The sequence below is a fragment of the Microcoleus sp. Pol1C5 genome, assembly GCF_036701115.1.
GTDB lineage: Bacteria > Cyanobacteriota > Cyanobacteriia > Cyanobacteriales > Microcoleaceae > Microcoleus.
Genome location: NZ_JAUBQE010000021.1, coordinates 94,407 through 110,526 on the forward strand (window position 1 = coordinate 94,407; position 16,120 = coordinate 110,526).

Sequence of the window (16,120 nt, forward strand, 5' to 3'; positions counted from 1 at the left end):
GAGTCAATCGAAAATCTCACACCTCAAATTGACTGACTGATGGCTACAGTGCCATACTTTCCAAGAGCCGCCAATTATTGTTGTTCATAATTGAACGACTCACTAGCTCGAACATTTGACGGCAGTGGTTGTTGGTTTGCAGTGGCAGTTCCTCGTTTTTAATCACGAAGTTCATGCGAACCTCTGAGTCGCTAGCCGTGTTTTTCTCAATTAGGACTTCTGCGGTGACAAGTTTGGGAATCGAAACTTGACCGGGAAGTTCGCGAGCCATGACGGAATCTCCTGTATTGTAGATAATATCAAGATTGCATGACTCTAAAATTTCAATCAGGGACTGACGGAGACGGTCGATCGGAACGGCAACGATAAAAAAACCAGTATAGCGAGCCATAGACAACTCCAGCCGTGAGGCATTTAGACTTTATTATCATACCGAACCTAGAACCGATTCACAGAACAATATAGATTTATTTTATTCAGGTGGAAAGTTAGGGCAATGAAAGGCAAACTTATCGTGTTTGAGGGGGTTGAAGGTGCGGGTAAAACTACGCAAATGCAGCGGCTGATACAGTTCCTGCAAGCAAGTTGCTTTCTGACAGTCCGCTTGGTGGCTACTCGCGAACCGGGTGGTACTGAGCTGGGAAGGGGACTGCGACATTTGTTGCTGAAACAAGATGGGGACGAATCTGTATCCGATCGAGCAGAATTACTGATGTACGCTGCGGATCGCGCTCAGCACGTCGAAACTTTTCTTAAACCAGAGTTATCGAAGGGAACCATTGTTTTATGCGATCGCTTTACTGACTCTACGATTGCTTATCAGGGCTACGGCCGCGGTCTTAACTTAAATTTAATTAAACAGTTGAATGACATTGCCACCGGCGGCTTGGAAAGCGATCTGACTTTGTGGCTGGATATTAAGGTGGAGGCGGGTTTGGCAAGAGTAAAAGCTCGGGGAGGGTGCGATCGGATCGAGCAAGCTGATTTGAAGTTTCACCACCTTGTCCAGCAAGGTTTTGCGGAGTTAGCCGAGGAAAATAAATCTCGAATTGTCCGGATAAATGCCGATCGCCCTGAATATGAAGTCGCTCAGGAAATTCAAACTATTGTAACTCGCAGGTTAGAAGCTTGGGGATATTTAAATAATACCAATTCTGAAAAATAGCGCTAGATAATGTGTAGAGACACAGCAATGCCCTGTCCGGCTCCGGCAACTTACAATTTAACTTCTTAACTCAAAACAATTATTTAGCAGTCCATTAAACCACAATAACCTTTTGGTATTATACCAACCACCACCGACGCTTAAGATGTACTTAATTGATAAAACCCTAGATTTTCCTCCTTCATTCTTCATCCGTTACATCCGTTACATAATCCGTTGCCGAACTTCCTTCTTCCGCAAACATGAATTATTTTACATCATTAATCGGACAAGAGCGACCAGTAGAATTGCTAACACAAGCAGTCGAGCGAAACCGAATTGCTCCTGGTTATTTATTTGTCGGCTCTAACGGCATCGGCAAAAGTTTAGCTGCTCAGTCTTTCATCGAGCTTTTATTCTCAGCCAATCTTGCCGAAACCCGATTAATAGCCTCCGTGCAAAATCGCGTGAGGCAGCGAAATCACCCAGACTTGCTCTGGGTAGAACCAACTTACATGAGCCAAGGTAAACGGCTTACGCCAAAGGAAGCAGAGGAAGCCGGTTTAAAGCGGAAAGCACCGCCACAAATTCGCTTAGAACAAGTTCGAGAAATCGGTGAATTTCTCAGCCGACCACCGCTAGAAGCTGGGCGTTCAGTCGTAGTTTTGGAACAAGCAGAAACAATGGGTGAGGGAGCTGCTAACGGCTTGCTGAAAACATTGGAAGAACCGGGAAAAGCAGCGCTAATTTTAATTGCTCCGACAGTGGAAGCTTTGCTGCCAACTTTGATTTCCCGCTGTCAAAAAATCCAGTTTTCTCGGCTGAATCCCCAAGCAATGGCACAAGTTTTGCAGCAAGCCGGATTCGCGGAGATTTTGGATCGTCCGGAGGTACTGGGGATGGCTCAGGGGAGTCCTGGGGAGGCAATTGCTATTTGGCAGCAACTGCAATCAATGCCAGAGGATTTGCTGCAAAAGGTGAAGCAGTTGCCTCAAAATCTGCGGTCTGCTTTGGAATTGGCCAAGGAAATTGATAAAACTTTAGATACTGAATCTCAGTTGTGGTTAATCGATTATTTACAGCACTGTTACTGGCAACAATTTTTGGCAGGGAGAATTAGTCGATCGCCCTTAGAGCCCTTGGAGAAAGCACGACAATATTTGCTAAACTACGTACAGCCGCGATTAGTTTGGGAATGCACGCTAATGGGAATATGTCAAGCATAATTTAGTGCCGAGTTTTATCCCAATACGATGAGTAACACGATGGAAAAAGCCACATTTGCCGCCGGTTGTTTTTGGGGAGTTGAACACAAGTTTCGCGCCGTTGCAGGTGTCGTCTCGACTGCTGCGGGCTATACAGGAGGTCACTGGCCTAATCCTTGCTACCTGGATGTTTGTGCTAGAGTGACCGGTCACGCTGAATCTGTGCTGGTAGAGTACGATCGATCGCAGGTGAGTTACGAAGCACTGCTAGATGTATTCTGGAACTGTCACGATCCTACCCAAATCAATCGCCAAGGCCCCGACAGAGGCGAACAGTATAGGTCTGTAATTTTTTATCACAATTGGGAACAAGAAAAAGCCGCTCGCGCCTCCAAACAAAAATTGCAAACTTCCGGTAAATACGACAAAGACATTGCCACTGAAATCAAACCTGCTGCTGAATTTTATATGGCAGAGGATTACCACCAGCAATATATTGAGAAGAAGCGAAATCAGTCAAACTTTATTAGTTAAAAAGTAGGCAGACGCGACCAAGAATAAAAGATATTAGGGGCGGCTAAGGCAATAATATATACGAGCGACAGTTTATTATTAATGCAAAACCCGTTCTCCCCCAAGCCATGTTTATTTCCACCTACTCAGTAATAAATTATTAGTGATGAGATAGTGGTTGGTAGGGGCAAGCCCCCCGTGGTAAGCCTATGCTATATGCGAGACCAATTTCAGCTTTGACAATTGCTAAAAGAATATAGATTCGGGTTAGAAATGCCAGTGTGAGGAGGATTGATAGCGTTTTAAACAGATTGTTACGCAAGTCATAATATTATAAAAATGCTGTAGTAGTTGGGGACGTAAGACCCAACTATTTTGCAATAAATCCTAAATGAAGATTGGGAATTTATGTTTCAATTCTCTTGAGTTAATACCACTTTTCGCATCTATAATTGTAGTCATTAGTCAGCGATTATTAGCCATTAGTCGGATCACCTGGGGAAAAGGGAAGAATATCTACTTTTGCAGTCTTGCCTGTTTATTTGCTAAGCTATAGGTGGCGCTCTGTCATCAATAAACCTTAGATTTATGCACAGGTTATTAACTGGGAAACTGCGAATAGAGTATTTAACAATACCAATCGCTAATCTTCCAGCAAATCTATCCGGTACTAAAATTGTACAGCTTACTGACTTTCACTATGACGGGGTTCGGCTGTCGGAATGGTTGCTAGAAAAGGCGATTGCAGCAGCTAATGAAGCTGAACCCGACATGATTTTTTTAACCGGTGACTTTATTACCTACGATCCCGCACCTATTTACACCTTAGTGGAGCGATTGAAAAACTTGCACAGTCGGGTGGGAATTTACGCGGTTTTGGGCAATCACGACCACTATTGGCCGGGGGCAAAGAAAGAGGTTGCTAATGCTTTAAATAGCGTCGGGATTCGGGTTTTGTACAACGAAGCAATCTATCCCTTGGGGCCCCAATTGGCTTTAGTTGGGCTAGCAGATTTTTGGTCGGGCGATTTTGCGCCTAAACCTGTAATGGCATCAATAAATCCCGCCATTTCTCGGATTGTATTGTCTCACAATCCTGATACTGCTGAAAAGCTGCAAAATTGGCGAATTGATTTACAGTTGTCTGGGCACACTCACGGCGGTCAAATTGTTATTCCTGGTATCGGCCCTTTGTACGCCTGGGTGAGAAAAATTGGCTATTTGATTCCTAAACGAATCCGAAAGTTCATTCCTTATCTGTCGGCTTGCGATCGAGTAGTTACTCACTGGGAATGGGCTAGCGGTTTGCATCAGGTTGGGAGTAATTTGCTGTACGTGAATCGGGGTTTGGGAACTTATTCGCCGGGAAGGCTATTTTGTCCCCCAGAGGTGACAGTAATTACTTTGGTTTGTCAAGATATGTAAGGGCGGGTTTAGGGTGCACACTTTCCCGATAATAGATAATATAGCAGAGGGAAAAAAGAAGAAGGAAGTTCGGCAACGAGCACTGTACAAGATGTAATGGATGTCAGGGAGAAGGAAGAGGGAAAAAGCAAGAAGGATTTTTGTACAATGTCTATTATTTTTAATTTGCTTCTCCAAAGCGATAGCCTCTGCCGTAGACTGTTTGGATTAGCACAGATTCGCCCGGTGCTTCTATTTTGCGCCGCAGCAGGCGAATTTGAGCGGCTAATACATTGCTGCTGGGTTTTTCGGCTTCAGTCCATAAATACTGGTGTATTTGTTCGTGTGTTAGCAATTGACCGGGGTGGCGCATTAAGTATTCTAATAACTGACATTCTTTTTCTGATAAATCAATTGTGCGATCGCCCCGATAAGCTAATTGATTGTCGTAGTCTAGCTGTAAATCTGCAACTTGCAGCCGTCCGACAGTAACCTCGGCATCAAAAGTAGGAGGCCGCCGCAGCAATGCGCGGACTCTGGCTAGCAGTTCTCGCAGTTCAAAAGGTTTGACTAAATAGTCGTCTGCACCGGCGTCGAGTCCTTGTACGCGATCGTCTACGGTATCTTTGGCTGTGAGAAATAGCACGGGCGTACTCCTTCCTTGCGATCGCAACTTCTGGCAAATTGCCAGTCCGGTTTGTCTCGGCAGCATCCAATCCAAAATTAGCAAATCGTAATTTCCCTGCATTGCTAAATTGCTGCCACTTGCTCCGTCAAATGCCACATCAACTGTATAACCTTCGCGGGTTAAGACTCGACTCAAAGGGTCAGTTAACTCAACTTCATCATCAACTAAAAGAATCCGCATCCTGATTTTAAATTTGAGATTAGAGATTTTAGGTTAAGTAAACTGATATTTCCTAGATTTTAATGTGTGGAATACTTTCCGTTTCGCTGCAAGCTGCTGCTACCCATTCCTGGATGGCAGGCAAGGCCAAAATCGCATCCGCATAAGCTTTTGCTGATGAATCTAGTTTGACTCCGTAGGTGACAAAACGCATGACAACGGGGGCAAACATAGCGTCAACAATTGTGAATTTTCCGAACAGCATATTGCCGCTTGTCCCGAATTTTTGGCGGCATTCGCGCCAAATGGTAAAGATGCGATCGATATCTGCTTCGACACCGGCAGTCATCCCTTCTCCCGGATAGCGGTTGCGGCAGTCCATCGGCATATTTTCGCGCAAATTTTGGAACCCCGCGTGCATTTCGGCGGCAATGGAACGGGCGATCGCCCGTTCCGCTACATCTGTCGGCCACAAATCATTGGCAAAGCGATCGGCAATGTATTCGCAAATTGCTAAAGATTCCCACACTTTTAAGTCGCCGTCGATTAAAACTGGCACTTTTCCCGATGGAGAATAGCGCCGAATTTCTTCATTGGTTGTCGGCCAGTCTAAGGGGATTCTCACCTCGGCAAATTCCAGTCCAGCTTGTTTCATCGCCAGCCAAGCGCGCAGCGACCAAGAGGAATAATTTTTGTTGCCGATTACCAGAGTCAATTTGGTCATAGTTTAGCTTTCAGCTATTTGCAATCGCCCGTGCAATTTTAAGTTTTAGAGTTGAATACACAAAGGCGTGATACACAATGACGAGCCTTTTCGAGGGCTTCGCTAACGGGCGCTCTGCCCGTTTTCTGCACCAGCCTCTGCAAGCATTTTACATTAACAGCCTCCCACCGTTCCGCGTTTTTCTGCAAACTGCGATCGGGGGGTGCGATCGAACACGCTTGATTGCACATGGAGCGAGAAGCCTCTGTCCCTGGGAACGCTAGCCTGGTTAGCGCTAGGTACAGCTACTGTATAGTCCATTTCTTCCCTCTCTACACCACCGCCTGAGAGGATTTCATCTACTGTAATCTTTTTCAGGGAATCCGAGTCTACACTGTGAAAATTTTCGTCAAATTCTTGATCGTTTTCCATACCGACCGCCGTTTAAAAAATTGACTCAATAAAAAATTACTAAATATAATATATCCTCAAACAATGGATCGAGCAATACCCGAAATTTATTTTTCGGTCTGAACTCTATGTGTTATTCTGAGTTTGGTAAAAGCTGTTTCTGCTTAGGCTGCGATCGCCCCCTTTCCAAATTAAGAAATTTACCCTCTAAAAATTGACATGATTACTGTTGCACTTCCCAAAGGCGGATTGTTAGGAGATAGCATTCGGCTGTTTAAATCGGTTGGATTAGACTTCAGTGCTTTTCTCGATTCCTCTAACCGACAACTTCAAATTTATGACCCGACAGGCACTGCCAAAGCTTTGCTAGTAAGGACGCATGACGTACCAGTTTATGTGGAATACGGTCAAGCAGATTTGGGGATTGCTGGCTATGATGTTTTGCGGGAAAAAAAGCCGAAAGTTGCCAATTTAATTGATTTAAAATTTGGCAAGTGTCGGCTGTCGGTGGCTGTCAAGGAATCTAGTTCTTATCGACGAACAGTAGATTTGCCTCCTCACGGTAGAGTGGCTTCTAAGTTCGTCCACTGTGCAAGAGAATATTTTCACAATTTGAATTTGCCGGTGGAAATTGTGCCGCTTTACGGTTCTGTGGAGTTGGGGCCGATTACGGGTATGTCGGAGGCAATTGTGGATTTGGTTTCGACTGGCAAAACTTTGCGAGAAAATGGTTTGGTGGAAATTGATGTTTTGTTTGAAAGTTCAGCTTATTTAATCGGTCATCCTCTGAGTTACCGTTTGAATGCGGGGGGGGTGAATGAGTTGATCGGGAAGTTGAGAGAGCAAGTTTTGACTACTGTTTGATGGTCTAAAATTAGAGTGCTTTGATTGGTTCGTAGATAAGTAGGGAAACGGCATTGCCCATTGGCATCAACTTAAGCTGTCAGTCCGCTCAGTCCTTCCGTCCGCCCGTCAGTCCGCCAGAGAATGAATTCCACGGGGCTTATAGTTAAAGTCCTCTCCAAAAGGACTGAAGAACTCATTAGTCCTATTCAAGAGGACTTTAGCTTTGAGGCAGGGGTTTCAACAAGAGCCGGACTATTAGTTGTACGTTAAGTTGACACTAAATGGCAATGTCGTGTCCTACTCCCTGCGCCGGACACGGCATTGCCGTGCCCCTACAGATGCTAGCCTACTTTTCAGAATTGCTATAGGTTCGTAGCCAGGACTTTAGTCCTTATTTGCGCTACAAAAGAGGACTGAAGCCCTCACTAGGAAAGGGATTATTTTAGCTTAGCTGGTCTTTGCGGTAAGAAAGAGGACTGAAATTCTCAGTACGAACAGGTTCTATTTAGTTAATTTCTGAGCGGTTACTTACAGGTATAAAACCTAGTTTTTCCTGGCAGCGATTTATATAAAAACGGACGACTGTATCAGCAGGATTTTGTTCGATTAGTTGCTGAAAATATCCCAAGGCTGCGACAAATCTTTCGGATTGCCATCCTTGAATTCCTTTGTCAAATAAACCCTGGGTAAGCTGCTTTGCCTCAGAGTCGGGAGAGGAGGCTGCCCAGATTTCGTAGATTTCAATAGCTTGCTGTTTGCCACGCGGGGTTACTCGATCGATCCAGCGATAGTAATAATTGTTCCTTGGTAAATCGCTGTCAGCACCAGTCGCCCCAGAAGTAGAAATCATCGTCTCCTGTGTTTCCACTTCTAAGTCGCACTTTAATAATAGACTTTCTTTTGAGTGGGAGTTGGAACTTATGCCATTTAGAAATTCTCTCGCATGAACGATCGCATTTTCGCTAACAATAATTTGGCAACCGTATATTTTAGTTAAATTTTCTAACCGAGAAGCTGTATTTACCACATCGCCGATGACTGTAGAGTCCATGCGGCGATCGGAACCTAAAGTGCCGATCATGCCGATACCTGTGTTAATTCCTGTACCAATATTGACTGGAGATTCTAAATTGTATTTGTGGCGACTGGCATTAAATTCTTGCAAAGTTTCTTGCATTGCTACTGCGGCTTCTATCGCATCCATGGCGTGAGAATTGGGCTTGTCAAATACTGCCATGATTGCATCGCCTAGGTATTTGTCAATAAACCCACCGTGAGACGTTATGCACTCGTTCATTTTAGTAAAAAAAGCGTTCAACCATTCAAAAGTCTCGCGAGCTTGTTGAGATTCAGCGATCGTAGTAAAACCGCGAATGTCACAAAATAAAACAGTCAGCTCTTCTTCTGTGACATTGCCCAACTGAATAGATTCTATTCCTTGCGGCGCAATGCGCTCTAGAAGTTGCTCTGGCACAAATAGCTGAAATTTTTCTGAAAGATATTCGTTGGCTTCCCAAGCTGCGGCGATTTGGCGTTTGCTTTGCTCTTTGACTTCCTGGTGGAATTGGGAAGATACCGCTTGCGATCGCATTTGACTCAACTGCAAAATATTTTCCACTTTTGCCAGAAGCAAGCGACTGTTAAAAGGCTTTGTTAAATAATCATCTGCCATCATTTCTAACCCTTTGATGCGAGAGGTATCGTCATCGAGGGCAGTTAAAAAAATCACCGGTACAGTTTGCAATGCCGTATCCTTCCGCAGGCGATCGCACACATCAAAACCGTCCATCTCCGGCATCATAATATCTAGTAAAATTAAATCTGGTCGAGATGCGCGGGCGAGGGAGAGCGCTTCATCGCCAGATAGTGCTGATACTGTGGTGTATCCTTTCATAAGCAATAACTCTTCCAGTAAAGTCAGATTAGCTGGCTCGTCATCAACCAACATGATGCAGGGCGACTTGTTTGACATGGAATATGATCTAATATATTGAATTTAGCTCGGGAGTTGCGCGTGGGGAAGCTCGAAAACTGGTTGATGCGTATATTTCTCGTTACTAAACTCGATATTTTTCGTAGGAACCGGCTTTCGGAGGCAAGTGCGGGCAAGTCATATACATATTTATCTACTCTTGAGTTTAACCTTTGTTGTTATCAATTATCCTAAATGGCAGTGCTGGAACTGCAAATAATTATTGTTAGCCCAGAAAAGAACGGACAGTAGCGATCGTCAAATTCAGATCCAGCGGCTTACTCAAATAACCAGAAGCGCCAGCTTCCAAACATCGATCGCGATCGCCAGGCATCGCCATCGCCGTCACCGCAATCATCGGTACCGAGTCCCAGACAGGATCTGCTTTAACTCGGCGCATCAACTCAAAGCCATCAACATCCGGCAACTGAATGTCCATCAAAATCAAATCCGGCAGCAACTCCGGGGCCGCAGAGGCGGCGAGAATACGATCGACCATCGCCTTCCCATCCGCGAGTATCTCTACCCCATACCCCTCCAATTCCATCACCTCAGAAATTAACATTTGGTTAAAAGGCTGGTCTTCGACAACCAAAATCCGCTTGCTGCCAATTGGTAAAGCAATCGCAGAAGCAGGAACTAACTTGGTATCCAAAGCGCAAGAAGCAAAGTTTGCCAATTGTTGACGCATCTCCGTCAACGGCAGCCAAACGCGGAAAAGACTTCCCCGATCGCAAACCGATTGAAAAGAAACAGTTCCCCCGTGCAATTCTGTCAGACGCTTAGTCAAAGCCAAACCCAAACCTGTACCTTCGTGCCGCCTAGTTAGGGAAGAATCGACCTGTTGAAAAGGTCGAAATAGCAAGTGCCAGCGGTCTTGAGGAATGCCGATGCCGGAGTCTTGTACCTCAAAACAAAAATAAGGAGTGCTGGCATTTATAGGAGAACAATCCGGTCGATAGTCGCCCTTTATTTCACTGCCGTATACCAGACGCCCGCTGAGTTTAACTTGTCCTTGTTCTGGGGTAAATTTGATGGCATTGGAAAGTAAATTAATCACAATTTGTCGCACTCGCCGTTCGTCGAGCAAAACTTTAGTAATGCGGTAGTCGAGTTCTAAAGACAAACCAATTCGCTTTTTGTCTGCCCGTGGCTGCATCATTTTTATACAGTCTGTCGCGAGTTCGTGAACGCGAACCGGTTGTAAGTTGAGTTCTACTTTCCCCGCTTCAATTTTAGAAAGGTCGAGAATATCGTTAATTAGCTGCAACAAGTGCTGGCCGCTTTTTTCGATCAGTTCTAAATAGTTGATTTGTCGATCGCTCAACTGTCCGGCTGTTTGCCGCAGCAGCAAGTCAGAAAAGCCTAGAATGCTGTTAAGAGGCGTCCGCAATTCGTGGGACATTGAGGCTAAAAACTCGGATTTCAACTGAGAAGAATACTCTAATTGTTCGTTAACTTGGCGCAGGTTTTCTTGTGTCTGAGCCCGCTCGATCGCCGCCCCCAGAGTCCGGCAAGCAGCCTCCAGCACTTCTTGGTTGAGGGCGGTTTGCAGTTTTTTGACGTTGCGGGACTCCAGCGTCAGCACTCCGATAATTGTACCGTCGGTGGCTGCGATCGGAAAAATGCCCAGTTGTCCAATTCCCGGATGCCGAAATTCCGGCACGGCATTGGGATGTTGGGCATAATCCTCTACAAACAAAGGTTTACGAGTTTTCACCACTTCCCACAGCAAACCGATGCCGTAGGGAATGCCTTGGTCGAGCAATTCTTGCATTCGTGCGACTACGGGTTCCCCGTAAGTAGCCAGAAATTGACCAGAAATGTGGTTGGAAACCGCCGCCGCTTGCCGATCGTTTCCCTTGCCGCTAATCACCTTGACATCTCCGAAAGCAGCATTCATTGCCTCTACTAGATAGGTGAGGGCAAACTGACCTATTTCTTGCAAACTGTCAGACTTTTGCAGGCGTTCGGTTAAACCTAAAAGAAATCTCAGCCTCCTGACTTCTGCGTTCAAGCTAGCTTGGGAGTTTTGGTATACCGTAACGTCTCGAAAGGTTAACAGCCGTCCGCCGCTGTTGGTTATCGTGGCGCACACCTCCAAACAAACCGCATTGGATTGCTCGAAATAAAATGATAAACTTTCATGCTGAGATGTTTCGAGTGCTTGCTGAAACTCTTGCCACTGCTGAACAGACAAGTAACCCCGATCGACAATTTCGGCAAACAGCAAGTGGCACTTCGGCTTTGTTTCCAGCCATTCTGGGGACAGTTCCCACATTCCGGCCAATTTTTTGTTAAACAAAACTAAGCAGTCAGACGAGTCGAACAGAGCGATCGCATTGTCTACTTGGTTGAGAATCAGTTCTTGGTCTGCCCTCAACTGGTGCAAGTCTCTCTCCATTTTCTCTGTGTGTGTAGCTCTTAGTTTCGTTGTCATAACTTTCTAGGGATATGGCAAGAGTTATTTTATAACCCCTTACTTAATGTGACATAATTTTAGGTTTTTGGGCAGTGAGGGCGATCGATCTGCCTTGTGATCTGAGACACTTGCTGGTTTCTGAGGGCGATCGGAACCTGCTTTGAACTGCATCGCTACAGTGGTTAATCATGAGGCAATAAGGAGGTAAATCCTTATGACAGAAACCGAATCTTTTAATAACAATGCTGTCGAAGCTGATGGCATCTGACTTAAAAATATTGTGTCCAAACCAGTGCTAAATTGACCTATAATAAAAACTAATTCCGGCGATAAGAAATCAGCATATAGCAATCCTCGCATCATTTGTGAATTTCTTACGGACTCAGAGCGGCTTCAGGAAGGGTTGGGGTGGGGTAAAAAAAATACGACTACTGCAAGGATTGCTATAGGTAAAATGCAATCATGACATTACCCTTAATTTTTATTAGCAATAACTTGGTTATTGGGATTAACTGCTCAAGCCAGTGTTGGATTCAAAAACATAGGCATAAGGCGCGCACGGCTCACCCGGAGACAGTGATATCAGTTTCAAAAAAGCAACTGTAGGCTCGTGATTCCAACCCATACACAATCAGTTATTCCCAATAATCTAATCTAAAATTGTGCGACGGAGCGCTCACGCCGAAGTCGAAAATCTACAATGGTATGAGTTATTACGGTCGCAATTATGAGTAAGGTGTGCAGTGCACACCCTACAAATGTGAGTTAAGCTAATCCGCATTTAAATTGCAGAGAAAAATAAATTTTTACTCTTGTGGGGTGGGCAGGAGATGCCGCACTTAACATACAATTTAAATGCAGTACAGGTTAGAGCGTAAGTATTGTTAATGTTTCTTAGGATTTTTCGGAAAAGGAATGCCCAAACTTTCGTGAAAAACAACCTGAGTTTTATAAGTCAAGCGCCGGTTAACTTGTTTGATGATTTTTTCCAAAAGCGCATCGCCGGTTTTTTCTATTAAAGGCTGAGACATCGATCGAATAAACTTGGGAAAGCAAACCCCCACAGCCAAATCCAGCTTCCAGCTAGTAATGGTAATCGCAGGTGGCAGCTTAGCACGTTCCGAGCTCGGCCAATCGGCGGCAAACTCCTGAGACGGTATCTCCACTAGCTTCATTGCCGATCGAAAATCCACTTCATACCCAGGCGAGGTATAATCCGGAACCGGAATAGTCTTAATTAAATAGCAGCCTTCAGCGTCAGGCGGCAGCAACTCTAAACCAATTCTCGCTTCAACGCGGTAGCCGAAAGCCCCAAAACGCCCTATTAATAAATCATAGCCGTTTTCTCCGAGTGGCTCGGCCTTCATCGGCGAAGCGCACTGGCAAAACCAAGTCTTGTGGTTGTTCAAATGCTTCGCCACCGTCTCCGCATCGGCGTACATCTCCATGCTGTCTTCAAAATGCGTGTGAAACCAAATCGGCTCAACTTCCTCTGCTGCATCCGCGCTTCCACTTTCGGGCTGTCGGAAACTCGCATCTGAGTAGTAATTTTCGTCAGAAGCTTCAACAGTTTGATATTCAGCGGAATCCTGCTTCATCGTATGCTCTCCTGTTATACACGCCAATCGGTCCGGTTGGGGATGTGTTAAGGGAGTTTCCTCCCTACAATTGAGAAATTGATAGTAACAAAACTTACCCTAATTCAGCATAACTCGACTTATGAAAGCATTTGTAGCAGGAGCCACAGGTCAGACTGGCCGCCGCATCGTCGCAGAATTGGTCAAGCGAGGTATTCCCGTGCGCGCCTTAGTCCGAAATCTAGACACAGCTAGACAAATTTTACCACCGGAGGCTGAGTTAGTGACTGGGGATGTATTAAATGCGACTTCCCTGGGCGATGCCATCGGCGATAGTACGGTATTGCTGTGCGCGACGGGGGCGGCCCCTGGTTTTGACCCGACAGCGCCTTACAAGGTGGATTTTGAAGGTACTAAAAATTTGGTGGATGCAGCTAAAGCTAAGGGCATTGAGCATTTTGTACTTGTGACTTCTCTGTGCGTCTCTCAGTTTTTTCACCCGCTGAATTTGTTCTGGCTGATTCTGGTTTGGAAGAAGCAAGCCGAGGAGTATTTGCAAAAAAGCGGTTTGACTTATACGATCGTCCGTCCCGGCGGTCTGAAAAATGAGGATAATTCAGATGCGATCGTCATGACTGGTGCCGACAAAATGTTTGAGAGCAGCATTCCCCGCACTAAGGTAGCCCAAGTGTGCGTGGAGGCGCTGTTTCAGCCGGCTTCTCGCAACAAGGTTGTGGAAATTGTGGCGAAGTCGGAGGCTCCGCAAAAGAGTTTTGAGGAGTTGTTTGCCAGTGTGATTTGATTGAATTAGCCTCGCTTGAGTTCGGTGCGTCAGAACAAAAACACTTTGATTTGGATCTGAGATGTTGCACCATTGTCAAGAACAGGGAAGATGCCTGTTCCACAAAAAGTGCATTTTCTTGTGGGGTGGGCATCCTGCCCGCCCAAAAAAGGCTTATCGAGAATGGTGCAAGATGTGATTTGGGTCAAAGATTTGGGCTGACGCACCCTACAACAATTTTCCGATCGCCAAATCTGGCAAAATCTTAATAGTTTTACCATTCGCCGTTGAAATTTCTCTCTCCCAGCATGAAAACTCTCAAGTGGCCAGCTTGGTTCCCCTATCCGATTTCGTGGTTAAGGGCATTTGCTCTCGCTCAGAGTTTTAGTTTTGTCCTTCGCAGGGGCATTCCTTTTGTCAGCGACGATATCGGCTTTCTGACTCTACTGCTGGCGGCTTGGCTGATTCAGTTGCCTGTGTTTTTTGTGTTTCACTTGTTCGCAGTCAAAATCTTAAATCCCTTACTAATTATGCTGCCGGGGCGCTTTCGCGTTGCGCGCAAGTTCAAGCGCAGGCACACTGGTATTCGATCGCACTTGCGAGAAGGCTTGAATGCTGTTGTAGTGATTTTTTTTGCCTTTAATCTGTCGCTGTTGGTGCAACTTGCGATTTTTTATTGGCCAGCGCGATCGATCGATCCCGCCCAGTTATTAACAGGAATATCTACCCTGACAAATGTTGCCATAGCAGGTGAATTAGATTTCTGGCTGCTCAAATTGGCGGGGGTTTTATCGAGTTTAACGCTGTTAGCGGCCCCCCTATATCAATACGATTTCCGGGTGCGCCGGATGCGGGTGGCTCGAAAATTAGCCGAAATTTCGGAAATGGAAATGACTTGGCTAGAAGCTGAGAAATTTGGCCGTCGAAAAAGAGGTTTGCTAAGGCAATCGGAGATTCAAATCCTCGGATTTATACTTTTAATCGGCGCTGTGATTGGCGGCGGTGTTTTTGTGGTTGACAGTTTGCGGGGAAATCAGCAGTTGTCGCAGTCGGTAAGTGGGGTGGGCAAATTGCCGCCGCTGGCTATGAAAACCGGCGATCCTTACATTCGGGCGCTGATGCGAACTATTTCTGCTAGCGAGTCGAATGTTGCTCGACCTTATCACGTTGTTTACGGTGGCAAATATATATTAGATTTGAGCCGCCATCCTGACTGGTGCGTGAAGATTGTTAATGGCCCGAATCGAGGCAAGTGTACTACCGCTGCGGGCAGGTATCAATTTCTGACTACGACTTGGAAGGAGAAGGCTAAACGCTATCAGGCGCGTCGTGCTAATTTTTTATTCTGGGAAGATTACAGTTTTGAACCAGAAGATCAGGATGCTGTGGTTTATGCTTGGTTGAGCGATCGCAAGTTTTGGAAAGCTGATATTCCTGAGATGTTGCGGCAGGAAAGATTAACCGACGTATTGCGGATGCTTTCGGGAACTTGGACGAGTTTGGGATATGGAATTGAGAACAATTCTATGAGTTCTCGTTTGCCGAAAGTCTACCGGGAAATGCTGCGGGAAGAATTAGAAAATGCTGGTTCTTAGGGAGTTAAATGTTGGTTGTTGACAGTTGAGTGTTAACTGTTAACTGTTAATCTGAGGTGCATCTAAATTTTACAGTCAACTTTGATAAAAAATTATTGTAGAGTGGGCGTCTCGCCGCTCGAACAATACAACTTAAATGCACAACAGCTTAAAGAACTTTATTGGTGATTAACAAGCCAAAGGAATTAAGAAATTACCACTAACAAGTAAGGAGTAATTAGGGCTTGCTGAATAATTAGCTAAAAGGTTTATACAGCAAGGCTTAGGGGATAGGGCGATCGAACAGATCGTGCAACAAATACAGGTAAAATAGTACAGAACCCTTGCACAACCGTTGACTCTCGTGTATCAAAAAGTTGACCCCAGCGGCACCGCACCAGAAAGTTTTGAATTCCCTCACGGGGGAAAATTAGCTTCAGACAACCGTTGGGTGATGATGGCTCAACTAATACCGTGGTCGGAGTTTGAAGCAGAATACGCTCAAAATTTTGGCGCATCTATGGGACCACCGGCTAAATCATTTCGGATGGCATTAGGGGCATTAATTATCAAGGAAAAATTAGGAACTAGCGATCGCGAAACCGTAGAACAAATCAGGGAGAACCCATACCTGCAATACTTTATAGGTTTCTCATCATACAGCAATGAAATCCCATTTGACGCATCGCTTTTGGTTCATTTTAGAAAAAGAATAAGTTTC

General features: G+C 45.3%; 15 protein-coding genes. 8 read left to right on the forward strand and 7 right to left on the reverse strand.

Translation table 11 applies throughout. The annotated features are described in order from the left end of the window. Positions 1 to 43 precede the first annotated feature (43 nt). A complete protein-coding gene (locus QUA23_RS13860) occupies positions 44 to 391 on the reverse strand; it encodes a hypothetical protein (protein ID WP_172190364.1) in 348 nt (115 codons plus the stop codon). A 105-nt stretch (positions 392 to 496) separates the two neighbouring features. Here QUA23_RS13860 and tmk point away from each other — a divergent pair, with 105 nt between their 5' ends. The 4 genes from tmk (at position 497) to QUA23_RS13880 (ending at position 4,287) form a co-directional block, all read left to right on the forward strand. Next, positions 497 to 1,165 (forward strand): dTMP kinase, encoded by a 669-nt coding sequence (gene tmk / locus QUA23_RS13865; protein WP_333076550.1) that lies wholly within the window; start codon positions 497 to 499, stop codon positions 1,163 to 1,165. Positions 1,166 to 1,407: 242 nt separating this feature from the next. After that, positions 1,408 to 2,370 (forward strand): DNA polymerase III subunit delta', encoded by a 963-nt coding sequence (locus QUA23_RS13870; protein WP_333076548.1) that lies wholly within the window; start codon positions 1,408 to 1,410, stop codon positions 2,368 to 2,370. 39 nt (positions 2,371 to 2,409) lie between these two features. Next, positions 2,410 to 2,883 (forward strand): peptide-methionine (S)-S-oxide reductase MsrA, encoded by a 474-nt coding sequence (gene msrA / locus QUA23_RS13875; protein ID WP_333076546.1) that lies wholly within the window; start codon positions 2,410 to 2,412, stop codon positions 2,881 to 2,883. A gap of 567 nt (positions 2,884 to 3,450) precedes the next feature. Beyond that, complete coding sequence (locus tag QUA23_RS13880) at positions 3,451 to 4,287, forward strand: metallophosphoesterase (protein ID WP_333076545.1); 837 nt, start codon at positions 3,451 to 3,453, stop codon at positions 4,285 to 4,287. 160 nt (positions 4,288 to 4,447) lie between these two features. Here the strand turns inward: QUA23_RS13880 and rppA are convergent, their stop codons facing one another. From rppA to QUA23_RS13895, 3 genes are all read right to left on the reverse strand, one after another. Continuing rightward, positions 4,448 to 5,134, reverse strand: coding sequence for a two-component system response regulator RppA (rppA, locus tag QUA23_RS13885; protein ID WP_333076544.1), 687 nt, complete (start codon positions 5,132 to 5,134; stop codon positions 4,448 to 4,450). A gap of 52 nt (positions 5,135 to 5,186) precedes the next feature. Beyond that, a complete protein-coding gene (locus tag QUA23_RS13890; protein ID WP_333076543.1) occupies positions 5,187 to 5,837 on the reverse strand; it encodes a glutathione S-transferase family protein in 651 nt (216 codons plus the stop codon). 153 nt (positions 5,838 to 5,990) lie between these two features. Further along, on the reverse strand, positions 5,991 to 6,248 hold the full coding sequence (locus tag QUA23_RS13895) for a hypothetical protein (RefSeq protein WP_333076541.1): 258 nt from the start codon (positions 6,246 to 6,248) through the stop codon (positions 5,991 to 5,993). Positions 6,249 to 6,446: 198 nt separating this feature from the next. Here QUA23_RS13895 and hisG point away from each other — a divergent pair, with 198 nt between their 5' ends. Next, entirely contained in the window at positions 6,447 to 7,091 is a 645-nt protein-coding gene (gene hisG / locus QUA23_RS13900; RefSeq protein WP_333076539.1) for an ATP phosphoribosyltransferase, read from the forward strand. Positions 7,092 to 7,578: 487 nt separating this feature from the next. On the opposite strand, the gene QUA23_RS13905 is transcribed toward hisG, so the two are convergent. From QUA23_RS13905 to QUA23_RS13915, 3 genes are all read right to left on the reverse strand, one after another. After that, the gene (locus QUA23_RS13905; RefSeq protein ID WP_333076537.1) at positions 7,579 to 9,045 is read right to left on the reverse strand and encodes a response regulator; all 1,467 of its coding nucleotides are present in this window, start codon (positions 9,043 to 9,045) and stop codon (positions 7,579 to 7,581) included. Between the two features lie 226 nt (positions 9,046 to 9,271). Further along, positions 9,272 to 11,485, reverse strand: coding sequence for an ATP-binding protein (locus QUA23_RS13910; RefSeq protein ID WP_333076535.1), 2,214 nt, complete (start codon positions 11,483 to 11,485; stop codon positions 9,272 to 9,274). Between the two features lie 866 nt (positions 11,486 to 12,351). Further along, complete coding sequence (locus tag QUA23_RS13915; RefSeq protein ID WP_333076534.1) at positions 12,352 to 13,065, reverse strand: DUF1997 domain-containing protein; 714 nt, start codon at positions 13,063 to 13,065, stop codon at positions 12,352 to 12,354. A 121-nt stretch (positions 13,066 to 13,186) separates the two neighbouring features. On the opposite strand from QUA23_RS13915, the gene QUA23_RS13920 reads away from it, so the two are divergent. The 3 genes from QUA23_RS13920 to QUA23_RS13930 all read left to right on the forward strand — a co-directional run. Further along, complete coding sequence (locus tag QUA23_RS13920; RefSeq protein ID WP_333041137.1) at positions 13,187 to 13,846, forward strand: NAD(P)H-binding protein; 660 nt, start codon at positions 13,187 to 13,189, stop codon at positions 13,844 to 13,846. Positions 13,847 to 14,133: 287 nt separating this feature from the next. Beyond that, positions 14,134 to 15,420 (forward strand): glycoside hydrolase family protein, encoded by a 1,287-nt coding sequence (locus QUA23_RS13925; protein ID WP_333076533.1) that lies wholly within the window; start codon positions 14,134 to 14,136, stop codon positions 15,418 to 15,420. Between the two features lie 343 nt (positions 15,421 to 15,763). Then, positions 15,764 to 16,120: transposase (locus QUA23_RS13930; protein WP_333110403.1), on the forward strand; the 357-nt coding region annotated here is incomplete at its 3' end.

Bases quoted from the DNA above. Each gene is read 5' to 3' on its own strand.
- QUA23_RS13905 (WP_333076537.1), bottom strand. From the start codon at position 9,045: ATGTCAAACAAGTCGCCCTGCATCATGTTGGTTGATGACGAGCCAGCT.
- QUA23_RS13890 (WP_333076543.1), bottom strand. From the start codon at position 5,837: ATGACCAAATTGACTCTGGTAATCGGCAACAAAAATTATTCCTCTTGG.
- tmk (WP_333076550.1), top strand. From the start codon at position 497: ATGAAAGGCAAACTTATCGTGTTTGAGGGGGTTGAAGGTGCGGGTAAA.
- QUA23_RS13895 (WP_333076541.1), bottom strand. From the start codon at position 6,248: ATGGAAAACGATCAAGAATTTGACGAAAATTTTCACAGTGTAGACTCG.
- QUA23_RS13860 (WP_172190364.1), bottom strand. From the start codon at position 391: ATGGCTCGCTATACTGGTTTTTTTATCGTTGCCGTTCCGATCGACCGT.
- QUA23_RS13870 (WP_333076548.1), top strand. From the start codon at position 1,408: ATGAATTATTTTACATCATTAATCGGACAAGAGCGACCAGTAGAATTG.
- QUA23_RS13920 (WP_333041137.1), top strand. From the start codon at position 13,187: ATGAAAGCATTTGTAGCAGGAGCCACAGGTCAGACTGGCCGCCGCATC.
- msrA (WP_333076546.1), top strand. From the start codon at position 2,410: ATGGAAAAAGCCACATTTGCCGCCGGTTGTTTTTGGGGAGTTGAACAC.
- QUA23_RS13915 (WP_333076534.1), bottom strand. From the start codon at position 13,065: ATGAAGCAGGATTCCGCTGAATATCAAACTGTTGAAGCTTCTGACGAA.
- QUA23_RS13925 (WP_333076533.1), top strand. From the start codon at position 14,134: ATGAAAACTCTCAAGTGGCCAGCTTGGTTCCCCTATCCGATTTCGTGG.
- hisG (WP_333076539.1), top strand. From the start codon at position 6,447: ATGATTACTGTTGCACTTCCCAAAGGCGGATTGTTAGGAGATAGCATT.
- QUA23_RS13880 (WP_333076545.1), top strand. From the start codon at position 3,451: ATGCACAGGTTATTAACTGGGAAACTGCGAATAGAGTATTTAACAATA.
- QUA23_RS13910 (WP_333076535.1), bottom strand. From the start codon at position 11,485: ATGACAACGAAACTAAGAGCTACACACACAGAGAAAATGGAGAGAGAC.
- rppA (WP_333076544.1), bottom strand. From the start codon at position 5,134: ATGCGGATTCTTTTAGTTGATGATGAAGTTGAGTTAACTGACCCTTTG.